The sequence below is a fragment of the Roseisolibacter sp. H3M3-2 genome, from assembly GCF_029211165.1.
GTDB lineage: Bacteria > Gemmatimonadota > Gemmatimonadetes > Gemmatimonadales > Gemmatimonadaceae > Roseisolibacter.
On record NZ_JARGEK010000477.1, the window covers coordinates 1 to 2,997 of the forward strand.

Annotated in this window: 3 protein-coding genes; 2 read left to right on the forward strand and 1 reads right to left on the reverse strand. The window is 77.8% G+C overall.

Annotated elements, in window-relative coordinates; translation table 11 throughout:
- Both PYV61_RS23235 and PYV61_RS23240 read left to right on the forward strand, forming a co-directional pair.
- Positions 1-1,996, forward strand: a 1,996-nt coding sequence (locus PYV61_RS23235) for a TonB-dependent receptor (protein ID WP_275836177.1), incomplete at its 5' end; no start/stop codon positions are given.
- Between the two features lie 80 nt (positions 1,997-2,076).
- Positions 2,077-2,703, forward strand: a complete 627-nt coding sequence (locus PYV61_RS23240) for a response regulator transcription factor (RefSeq protein WP_275836179.1) — start codon at positions 2,077-2,079, stop codon at positions 2,701-2,703.
- A gap of 20 nt (positions 2,704-2,723) precedes the next feature.
- On the opposite strand, the gene PYV61_RS23245 is transcribed toward PYV61_RS23240, so the two are convergent.
- On the reverse strand, positions 2,724-2,997 hold a 274-nt coding region (locus PYV61_RS23245; RefSeq protein ID WP_275836180.1), incomplete at its 5' end, for an ATP-binding protein.

Here is a 2,997-nt window from a genome sequence, read left to right on the forward strand (position 1 = left end):
CAGCCCGGCCGCGCAGCGCGTCGGGGTCGAGCTGCGCAGCGGCACCACCGTCGTCGACGCGCGCGCGTCCGCCGCCGCGGCCGGGGGGAGCATCGCGGACCTGCTGCGCACCGTGCCGGGCGTCGAGCTGGACGCGGACGGGCGCGTCGGCATGCGCGGCGGCACCGGCGTGCTCGTGCTGATGAACGGGCGCCGCATCGCGCTGGCCGGCGACGCCCTCGCCGCGTTCCTCCGCCAGATGCCGGCGTCGGCGCTGGAGCGCGTCGAGGCGGGGACCGCCGCGTCGGCGCGGCAGGGCGCGGACGGCGCCGACGGCGTCGTGAACCTGATCTTCCGCGACGACGCGGCGCGGCGCACCGCCTCGCGCTCGCTGGCCGCCTCCGCGGCCTCCGACGACCACTACATGGCCTCGGCCGCCGCCGCCGGCGCGCTGGGCGACGCCGCCGAGTGGGACGCGACGTACTCGCTGTCTGGGCTGCGCCCCCGCACCGTCGCCCGCACGGCGCGCTGGAGCGTCGTCCCCGGCGACCTCCCGCTACACACGGACCAGGACAGCCGCGCGCGCGAGCGGCACCGCCTGCACACGGTCCTCGCGGGGGGCACGCTCACGCCGACGCGCGCCACCTCCCTCGCGCTGCGCGGCGCGTACGGGTGGATGTCCGGCACGTCCCGCAACCGCTCGGCGTTCGCGTACCGCAACGCGGCGGGCGACACGACGACGAGCGCCACCGGCAGCCTGCTGGAGCACGTGATCCCGTCGGGGGAGCTGAGCGCCGTCGCCAGCGCCGCGCTGGGCGCCGTGCGCGTCACGTCCGAGGCGCGCGTCAGCTTCGTCGACGAGGAGGTCGTCGGCGCGTACGTCGACGAGGTCGCGGGCTACGCGTACATGACCGCAGACATGGCCGCGCGCCAGCGCGAGCGCGTCCTGCGCAACGACCTCGGCGCGCGCGTCGCGGGGCTGGACGTGAGCGTCGGCCACGAGTCGCGGCGCCGCACCGTCGACGCCGCGCACGACGCGACGCACTTCGACGCGCGCCGGTCGCAGCGGTACCGCCACGCGCTGGACGTGCACGCCGGCTACGTCACCGCGCAGCGCGCCGTCGGCGGGCTGCGCGCGGAGGCGGGGCTGCGCGCCGAGGCGGAGCGGACGCGCGTCCGGCTCGACACCGCGAGCGCGCGGTCGGCCGTCCGCCTCTTCCCGAGCGTCAGCGGGACGTGGACCGACGCGCGCCGCGCGCTCGTGTACCGCCTCGCGTACGGGCGCCGCATCAACCGGCCGGGCGCCGAGCTGCTCAACCCGTTCTTCATGGGCGGCGACGACACCAACGCGAGCGTCGGCAACCCGGCGCTGGCCCCCGAGGTCACCGACCAGCTGGAGCTGGGGGTGGAGCGGCACCGCCCGCGCGCGACGCTGCTGCTGACGCCCTTCGTCCGCGCGACGCGCGACCCGATCCGCCAGCTCAAGGCGGCGACGGCGAACGGCGGCGCGACGACCACGCCGGCGAACCTCACGCGCGCGCGCGCGGTGGGCGCCGACGGCAGCGCGCGCGTGCGGCCGACCGAGGCGACGGTCGTGACGCTGGCGGGGAGCGTCGCCCACCTGGCGACGGCGGGCGAGGCGTCCGGCAGCCGCGGCGCCTACGCCACGGCGCGGCTCACCGTCGACGTCCGGCTGGCCGCGCACACCTCGGCGCAGCTCTACGCCTACCGGCGGAGCGCGCAGGCCGTCGAGCAGGGGGAGATCCTGCCGACGTCCACCAGCGAGCTGGCGCTGACGCAGCGTCTGGCCGGCGACCGGGGGCGCGTGACGCTGCGCGTCAACGACCCGCTGCGCGGCGACCGCCTCGACTTCCGGGTCGCCGGCGCGGGCTTCACGCAGGAGAGCCGCCGGCGCACCGCCCGGCCGCTGCTGTCGCTGTTCGCGTCGTACGCCGTGGGCGGCGCGCCGCGCGAGGAGGCGCCGGTGCGCACGGAGCGTCCCGCCCGGATCTACTGAGCCGCCGGCCGACCCGCCGGCGGCGGGCGGTATGCCGTTCGCCGTATTGCGCGCCCGGCGGTTCCGGCGACATTGCCGCCATGCCGACGATCCGCGTGATGACCGTGGACGACCACCGCGTGGTGCGCGCGGGGCTCGCCGCCATGCTCGCGGGCGCCCCCGACATCGCGCTGGTCGGCGAGGCGGCCGACGGCCGCGAGGCGGTCGAGCGCTACGCGGCGCTGCGGCCTGACGTCGTGCTGATGGACCTGCGCATGCCGCACATGGGGGGCGTCGCCGCCATCCGCGCGATCCGGCAGGACGACCCGGCGGCGCGCATCATCGCGCTGACCATGTACGACGGCGACGTCGACATCCACCGCGCCCTCACCGCGGGCGCGTCGGGTTACCTGGCGAAGGACGTCCCGGTCGACGAGCTGGCGTCGGCCATCCGCGCCGTGGCGGCCGGGCGGCGCGCCATCCCCCCCGCCGTCGCCCGCGCGCTGGCGGAGTACGCGCCGCGCGTCGACCTCACCGACCGCGAGGTCGAGGTGCTGCGCCTGGTGGCCAAGGGGCTCAGCAACTCCGAGGTCGCCAGCGTGCTGGGGCTCGCCGCGGGGACGGCGAAGGTCCACCTGCAGCACATCTTCCAGAAGCTCGACACGGAGGACCGCACGGAGGCCGTCACCGTGGCGCTGCAGCGCGGCTACCTGCACCTCGACGATTGAGGCCGCGCCCCCGGTCTGCGTCAGTCGGCGGCGGGCATCACGAGGGTCACGATCGTCCCCCGCCCCGGCGCGCTGGCGACGTCGAGGCGCGCGCCGGCGGCCGCGGCGCGCTCGCGCATGCCGGCGATCCCGTGGTGCCCCTCGGGCGCCACCCGCGCCGCGTCGAACCCGCGCCCGTCGTCGCGCACGACGACCGTGAGCGCGTCGGGCCCGTAGCGGCAGGTCACGGTCACGGCGCGGCAGTCGGCGTGGCGGCGCGGGTTGGCCAGCGCCTCGCTCGCGACGCGCAGCGCC